Below are 8134 nucleotides of genomic sequence, written 5' to 3' on the forward strand. Positions count from 1 at the left end.
CGGCGCCTGGCCGGCTGCGGCGTTGCTCGTCGGTCACAGCCCCAAAACGGGGATGCTCCCTCCTCGCGCCTTGCATCCGGCCAGGCGGCGCTCCCGCCAAAACCGGAAGTTATTTTTGCACAGACCCGAGAGGGGGATACGGTTTTCACTCCCCTTCAAGATTGACGCGTCCTCGCTCGCTCCTAAGATGCCTCCGTTCTCAGCACGATTATGAGTGACCAAAAGCTTGCGCCGGCCCCCGGCATCACGTCGGTCCTACATGAAGAGCGCGTTTTCGCTCCGCCTAAAACCTTTTCCCAGCAAGCTCATATCAAGTCGCTCGCCCAGTATCGCAAGCTTTACAAGGAATCGGTCAAAGCGCCGGAAAAATTCTGGGGCAAACGGGCCAAGGACGAGCTGGTTTGGGTCAAGCCTTGGAAAAAGGTGCTGCAATGGCAGGCGCCGTTCGCGAAGTGGTTTGTTGGCGGCCAGCTCAACGTGAGCGCCAATTGCCTGGACCGGCATCTGGACACGCCCACCGCGAACAAAGCCGCGCTGATCTGGGAAGGCGAGCCTGCCACCGACGGCAAGCCGGGCGAGGAACGCGTCCTGACTTACAAACAGCTTCACCGCGAGGTCTGCCGGTTCGCCAATGTGCTCAAGAAAAACGGCATTCGCAAAGGAGATCGCGCGCTGATTTACCTGCCCATGGTGCCCGAAGCCGCCATCGCCATGCTCGCGTGCGCGCGGATCGGCGCGGTCCATTCGGTCGTGTTCGGCGGCTTCAGCGCGCAATCGGTCGCGGACCGGATTCATGATTGCGGCGCCAAGCTCGTCATCACGGCGGACGGCGGTTTTCGCCGCGGGGGCGTGGTGCCGCTGAAGAAAAATGTGGACGAGGCGCTGGCGCTCAAGGACGCGCAAGGAGCCTTGCTGGCGGCATCCATTGAGAAGGTCATCGTGCTGCGCCGCGCCGCCAACGAAGTTCAGATGCAAGACGGGCGCGACGTCTGGTGGCACGAGGAGTCGAAGCTGGTCGGGGTCGATTGCCCTCCGGAGAAAATGGACAGCGAAGCGCCGCTGTTCATTCTTTACACGAGCGGTTCCACGGGCAAACCGAAGGGAATTTTTCACACGACCGCCGGTTACCTCCTCTACGTGAGGCTGACGAGCCGTTACGTCTTCGATTTGAAGGACACCGATGTGTATTGGTGCACGGCGGACGTGGGCTGGGTCACCGGGCACAGCTACGTGGTCTATGGCCCGCTCGCGAACGGCGCGACCAGCCTGATGTACGAAGGCGCGCCGAACTGGCCCGAACCGGACCGCTTTTGGCGCATCGTGGAAAAATACGGCGTCACCGTCCTCTACACGGCGCCGACCGCGATTCGCGCTTTCATGAAATGGGGCGTGGACTGGCCTATGAAACGCGATCTGCGTTCGCTGCGTTTGCTCGGCACCGTGGGCGAGCCGATCAATCCCGAAGCCTGGATCTGGTATCACGAAGTCATCGGCGGCAAACGCTGTCCCATCGTCGATACCTGGTGGCAAACCGAGACCGGCGGCATTCTGATCACGCCTTTGCCCGGCGCGACGCCGACCAAGCCTGGCTCCGCGACGCTCCCGTTTTTCGGGATCGTTCCTGAAGTGGTGGATGACAAGGGCCAGCCTGTGCCGCGCAACACGGGCGGCAAGCTCGTGCTTCGCAAACCGTGGCCGGGCATGCTGCGCGGCGTCTGGGGCGATCCGCAGCGTTTCAAGGAAATTTATTGGAGCGAGGTCAAAGGAAGTTACTTCACCGGCGACGGCTCGCGCCAGGACAAGGACGGCTATTTCTGGATCGTCGGGCGCATTGACGACGTGCTCAACGTCGCGGGCCATCGCATCGGCACGGCGGAAGTGGAGAGCGCTCTGGTCAGCAATTCAAAGGTTGCGGAAGCGGCCGTGGTCGGTCGCCCCGACGAATTGAAAGGCCAGGCCTTGGTCGCTTTCGTCACATTGAAATCCGGCGTGAACGCCGCTCCCGAACTGCGCGATGAACTCCGCAGGCACGTCGCCAAGGAAATCGGCCCGGTGGCCAAACCGGACGACATCCGTTTCGCGGAGGCCCTGCCCAAGACCCGTTCCGGAAAAATCATGCGCCGGTTGCTCAAGCAAATCGCGGCCGGCGGTGAAATCAAGGGAGACACGACCACGCTCGAGGATTTGGGCGTGATCGCCCGCTTGAGCCGGAGCGAGGAATGATCTGAGAGCTGTTTTGAAAATCGCAGCCGCGGGAATTCTCAAACAGGTTCTCAGCGGCGTTTCTCCGCCAATAATTCCGCGCCGAGTTGCTCGGTCCGATCCAGCATCGCCTGCAAACTGAATCGGATCTCCACCTGCGACCGACCCGCTGCCGAGAACTGCCGGGCCAGGTTCGGGTCTTGCGCCATTCGCCGGATGGCGGCTGCGGTCGCGACCGGATTCTCCGGCGGCACCAGCAGGCCATTCTCCTCGTGCGCGATCAATTCAGGAACGCCCCCCACTCGTGTGGCCACAACAGGCAAACCGGCGTACATCGCCTGCGTAACAGCCTGGGGGACTCCTTCCGACCGCGACGTGAGCAGGAACAAATCCGCCGCCGCCATCAAGTCCGGAACATCGTCGCGAAATCCGAGAAAGCGGACGCGATCCGTGAGACCCAAAGTTGCGGTCAGCCGCTGTAACTCCCCTTGCCAGGGGCCGTCGCCGGCCAACACCAGCCGAGCCTGTTCGATTTCCGAGGCCATGGTTTGAAACGCTCGCAGAGCGACATCGTGCCCTTTGACGGTGCGGAGAATTCCGACCATGAGAATGACGAAATGGCCCTCGGCGAGACCGAGATTTTTCCGGGTCGCGCTTCGGTCGCGTTGCGGATTGAAACCTGCGAAATCGATGCCGGTGGGAATGCTGACGAGTTGGCCCGGCGGAAACCCGTCGCGCGCGATCAATTCCGCGCGGATCGCCTCGCCGCACGTGATGATGCGGTCGGGAAAATGATGGACGAGATTCAGCCGGCTCCGTTTCAACGGCAGGTTCAGATGACGCGTGCGCAGCAGGACCGGCGTCCGCGCCCACTTTGCGGCCAGGCTGCCGATCCAGCTATCGACGCCGCTGTGCGTATTCACGACCTCGATGCGCTGCTCGCACAAAGATCGCCGCAGCGCTCGGATCGAGGCGAAGTCCAGCGCGCCTGGGCAGCGTCAGGACGGGAATCCCCGCGGCTTCGGCCTGGACGCGAAGGCGGCACTGGGGCCGAGTGGCCAGGGCGACGAAATGGCCGCGCGCGTTCATCCCGGTCATCTCGGACAGAACGCGCCGTTCCTGTCCGCCCCAGCCGTCCGACCATTCTGTGTGCAGAATTCGCATCAACGTAGCGCAGAGTTGAACTCTGCTGTATCGCCGATTTGGAATCGGCCGCGCGTCGAACAATGCCGCGAGCTCGAGTTGGCCGGAACGCCGCGGAATGCAATTCCGCGATACGGCAGATTAAAAATCTGCGCTACGAGGCTGGACTCACTTCTTCTGCAGCCGCTGGCGCGCAAGTTCATTGAGTCGCAGCCAGTCCGAAGCCTTGTTTGCTCGCCATGGCGGCGAAGAATCCGCCCGCTTGCAGCAAATCCTTGAACCGCCCCGCTTCAATGATGCGGCCTTGCGACAAAACAATGATGTGATCCATGTTCGACAGCGTGGACAACCGGTGCGCCACGCAAATGACCGTCCGGTGCTCCGCCAGCCGATCGATCGCCGCCTGGACCTCGGCTTCGGATTGCGAATCCAGCGCGGCAGTCGCTTCGTCCAAAACGAGAATCGGCGCGTCGCGTACGAACGCCCGCGCAATCGCGATCCGCTGGCGCTGGCCGCCGGACAACGTGACACCGCGTTCGCCTACGCGCGTTTGGTAGCTCTGAGGCAGCGCGGCGATGAATTCATGAGCGAACGCCGCACGGGCCGCGGCTTCCACCTCGGCACCCGTGGCTGCAGGCTGGCCGCACGCGATGTTCTCCGCCACGCTCAAATCGAACAGCACGACTTCCTGGCTCACCAGCGCCATCAAGCGCCGCAATGGTTCCGAGGCGACCTCGCGCAGATCGCACCCGTCGATCCGGATTGTTCCATGCGTCGGGTCATAAAATCGGAACAGCAAATTCACGAGCGTGCTTTTGCCGGAACCGCTTTCACCGGCGACGCCTAACCGCATTCCCCGCGGAATGGTTAGGTTGAGGTTCTCCAGCACCATCCGGTCGCCGTAGGAGAAGCTCACTTTGTTGAAGACGATCCCCGATTGAAAAGACTTCATCGGTTTCGGATCGGCCGTTTCGCGCACGGTGGGTTTTTCCCGGAACACCTGGAGCAGACGTTCGATCGCCACGCTGGTTTGCTCGAAGAGGACGTGCAGGCTCGCCAGCTTTTTTATCGGCGTATAGACGAGAGCCATGCCGGTGAGAAACGCAACCATTTGCGCCACCGTTTGCTGCTGATAAGCGATGTACACCACGAGCATGCCCAGTCCGAACATGGAAATCGTCTCGATGATCGGGTTGAGTTGCTCGCGCGCGCGGGCGCCCTTCATCCCGTGATGCACCAGGTCTCGGGACAACTTGCGGAAGCGGGCGACTTGCTGTTGCTCCAGACCGAACGCCTTGACCACGCGGATGCCGGAAAGCATTTCCACGAGCAAACTGGCCTGCGAAACGGTGGCACCCAGCGCGCCTTTGCTCGCTTTCCGCACCTTGCGTCCCAAGAGAATCATCGGCACCACGCAGACCGGGAAAAAAACCATGGCCAGGAGCGTCAATTTCCAGTCGATCAACCCCACGCCGATCAGGATGCTGACGACTGTGATCGGTTCCTTGACGAGGTCCGCGAAGCCCAGGCTCAGGCAGCGCTGCAAGGACGCGGTGTCCTGGTTGACGCGCGTGAGCAAATCCCCCGTGGTAGAGCGATTGAAAAAATCGAGCGACAGGCCGGTGAGTTTTTCCAGAACATCGATGCGCAGGTCGTTGACGACGCGTTCGCTGACCCAGGCCATGCAGTAGCTGTTCAAGTAACCGACCCCGCCGCGGAACGCCGCCAGCAACGGCAGAAAGAACAATCCACCCACGAACTGCTGCCAGTCCACGGGCCGTCCCGCGTAAGGGAGCCAGGGATCGACCCAGCGATCGGTTGTTTGCTCCAGGCGGAGTTTGGCGCGGTCCAGGGCTGTGGCGGTGCCGGCGGCGTTCGCGGGAGTTTTGGCGGCTTGGGTTTCGGACTCCGGGGCCATGCGGCCGATCAGAGTTTTCGTCGCCCAGACAAAGCCGGCATTGGAGAACCCGAAGGCGATTCCGAGCAGAATGCCAACGATGAATCGCCCCGAGTATCGCCGCAAATAGGGCCAGCCAAATCGAAAGATAATCCGGAGGTTGCTCACGGCGGGTTGATTCTGCGCAAAATCCTTTAGCAATGCCATCGATTTACAAGCCTCAACGCCTCAACTTGGGTCAGTGGAATCCGGTCAGCAATTCTCAGTTTGACTTCGGTAGAGCCTGTCCCCAGCGAGCTGCCTCCAACGTGTTCCCAATACGTCGGACACGGCTCGCCGGGACGGACTCGCCCTACCATAATGAGAATTGCTGGAATCCGGTTGACGGCGGTTGAACTTCTGGAGGATTTTACCCGCGCTTTATGCCGAGAATACAACGCGCGCTGCTTTCGGTCTCCGACAAAACCGGCTTGAGCACTCTCGCCCTCACGCTCGCGAAAGCGGGGGTGGAGATCATCTCGACGGGCGGGACGGCCAAGGCCCTGCGTGATCAAGGCATCGCCGTGACGGAGTTGAGCGCCTACACCGGCTTTCCGGAAATGCTGGATGGGCGCGTCAAGACGCTCCACCCGAAAGTCCACGGCGGCCTGCTCTTCCTCCGCGGGAATCCCGGCCACGAGAAGGCCGCTCAGCAACACGACCTCAAGCCGATCGATCTGGTCGTGGTGAATCTTTACCCCTTCGAGCAAACCGTGGCGAAACCGGGAGTAGCGCTTCACGAAGCGATCGAGAACATCGACATCGGCGGCCCCTCGATGCTTCGCAGCGCGGCCAAGAATCACGAAAGCGTCACCGTCGTCGTCGATCCAGGGGACTATGACGAGGTCGCCCGGCAAATCCAGGCCGGCGGCAACACCACGCTGGAACTGCGCCGGAAGCTCGCGGCGAAGGTGTTTGCGCGGACCGCGGCTTACGACGGCGCGATTGCGGGTTACTTGAGCCGCGCGTTCGCAACTCGCCAGGAACAAACGAGCAAATCCACCGAAGCCAGCTCGCTCGACCTGCCCGCTGAACTGACACTCCGAGAATCGAAAGTCCAGCCTTTGCGTTACGGAGAGAACCCGCACCAGCGCGCCGCGCTGTATGGCCGGTTCAATGAGTATTTCCAGCAACTCCACGGCAAGGAGCTTTCGTATAACAACATTCTCGACCTCACCGCCGCCGCCAGCCTGATCGCCGAGTTTTTCGGGGACGGACCCACGCTGGCGATCCTCAAGCACACGAACCCTTGCGGCGTGGGGCAGGGCGCGACGCTGCGGGAGGCCTGGGACAAAGCGTTCGCGACGGACAAGCAAGCGCCTTTCGGCGGCATCATCGCCGTCAACCAGGCGCTCGATCCGGCCTGCGCGGAAGCGATCGCCGAAATTTTCAGCGAAGTCATCATCGCCCCGGACTTTGCGCCCGACGCTCTGGCGTTGCTGCAAAAGAAAAAGAATCTTCGACTCATCAAGGTTCTAAAGAATCCGGCGACGGCGGGCGCCTGGGATGTGCGCGGCGTCGGCGCCGATTCCTGGCTCCTGCAAGAGCGCGATGTGAAAACCGTGAGCGCCGGCGAACTGAAAATCGTCACCCGGAGACCGCCGGGCCAAGCCGAACTGGCCGCGATGCTTTTCGGCTGGCGCGTGGTCAAGCACGTCAAATCGAACGCCATCGTTTATGCGGCGCAGGACCGAACGCTGGGCATCGGCGCAGGCCAGATGAGCCGCGTGGATGCCAGCCGGATTGCCGTGTGGAAAGCGGGCGAGGCCGGATTGTCGCTGAAGGGCAGCGTTGTCTGCAGCGACGCGTTTTTTCCGTTCCCCGACGGATTGATTGCGGCGGCGGAAGCCGGCGCCACGGCGGCGATTCAGCCCGGCGGTTCCGTGCGCGACGCGGAAGTGATCGCAGCGGCGGACGAAAGAAATGTCGCGATGGCGTTCACCGGCGTGCGGCATTTTCGGCATTGAGTGGTCCTGGATGAATGCCCGGGTGAATGAACTCCTTCAACTGTCGCGCGCGATCGGGAGGGAGGATCGCCACCTGGCCATTTTGGGCGAAGGCAATACTTCGGCCAAACTCAACGGCGCCCAGTTCGCAGTCAAAGCCAGCGGCTGCAGCCTCGCGACGCTCTCGGAAGCGGACGTCACGGTTTGCGACAGCGCCAAAGTGCTGGCCATCCTCAACCAACGGAACATCCGAGATGAGGCCATCGATCAAGCGCTGATGGACTCGCGCGTCGATGGCCAGGGAAAGAAACCCAGCGTGGAGGCCATGTTTCACGCCTGGCTGCTCACGCTGGAAGGAGTCGGTTTTGTCGGCCATTGCCATCCGGTGGCGGCCAATCAAATCCTCTGTTCGCCCCGCGCGCGGGATTTCGCAGAGCGGCGGTTGTTCCCGGACGAAGTCGTGTGCTGCGGCCCGGCGTCGGTATTCATTCCTTATACGGATCCGGGGTTGCCGTTGTCCCGCGAGATTCGGGACCGCACCTCGGCGTTCATCCAACAGCATGACACCGTTCCGCGCCTGATTCTGCTGCAGAATCACGGCCTCATTGCGTTGGGCGGCACGCCGAACGCCGTGCTGGCGTGCCTCCTGATGGCGAACAAGGCCGCCGCCATTTTCATGGGCGCGGCCGCGTTGGGCGGACCGAACTTTCTCACGCCCCAGCACGTGGACCGAATTGCAGGGCGACCGGATGAAGCGCACCGCCAACGGCAGTTGAATATCTGAGAGCGTGTCCGAAAATTGCGCGGGGTCCTGCGGCGAGGGATTTTGGCTGTGGCCAAGGCGGCGAGGTCCGAGCATCCCCAACGCGGGCTGTAAGGACCGAGCCAACGCAGGCCACGGACAAAA

6 protein-coding genes are annotated in these 8134 nt (G+C 62.0%); 3 read left to right on the forward strand and 3 right to left on the reverse strand.

Features of this window, described 5'->3' with window-relative positions; genetic code table 11:
- Positions 1 to 210 precede the first annotated feature (210 nt).
- Complete coding sequence (acs, locus tag FJ398_23495; GenBank protein ID MBM3840864.1) at positions 211 to 2223, forward strand: acetate--CoA ligase; 2013 nt, start codon at positions 211 to 213, stop codon at positions 2221 to 2223.
- Positions 2224 to 2273: 50 nt separating this feature from the next.
- On the opposite strand, the gene FJ398_23500 is transcribed toward acs, so the two are convergent.
- The 3 genes from FJ398_23500 to FJ398_23510 form a co-directional block, all read right to left on the reverse strand.
- A complete protein-coding gene (locus tag FJ398_23500; protein ID MBM3840865.1) occupies positions 2274 to 3125 on the reverse strand; it encodes a glycosyltransferase in 852 nt (283 codons plus the stop codon).
- Complete coding sequence (locus FJ398_23505; protein MBM3840866.1) at positions 3100 to 3366, reverse strand: hypothetical protein; 267 nt, start codon at positions 3364 to 3366, stop codon at positions 3100 to 3102. The genes FJ398_23500 and FJ398_23505 overlap by 26 nt, the downstream gene beginning before the upstream one ends.
- Positions 3367 to 3544: 178 nt before the next feature.
- The gene (locus tag FJ398_23510) at positions 3545 to 5449 is read right to left on the reverse strand and encodes an ABC transporter ATP-binding protein (protein ID MBM3840867.1); all 1905 of its coding nucleotides are present in this window, start codon (positions 5447 to 5449) and stop codon (positions 3545 to 3547) included.
- Positions 5450 to 5673: 224 nt separating this feature from the next.
- On the opposite strand from FJ398_23510, the gene purH reads away from it, so the two are divergent.
- Both purH and FJ398_23520 read left to right on the forward strand, forming a co-directional pair.
- The gene (gene purH, locus FJ398_23515) at positions 5674 to 7248 is read left to right on the forward strand and encodes a bifunctional phosphoribosylaminoimidazolecarboxamide formyltransferase/IMP cyclohydrolase (GenBank protein ID MBM3840868.1); all 1575 of its coding nucleotides are present in this window, start codon (positions 5674 to 5676) and stop codon (positions 7246 to 7248) included.
- Between the two features lie 10 nt (positions 7249 to 7258).
- Complete coding sequence (locus FJ398_23520) at positions 7259 to 8011, forward strand: class II aldolase (GenBank protein ID MBM3840869.1); 753 nt, start codon at positions 7259 to 7261, stop codon at positions 8009 to 8011.
- The last annotated feature ends 123 nt before the right edge of the window (positions 8012 to 8134 follow it).

The organism is Verrucomicrobiota bacterium, assembly GCA_016871535.1.
Lineage (GTDB): Bacteria > Verrucomicrobiota > Verrucomicrobiia > Limisphaerales > SIBE01 > VHCZ01.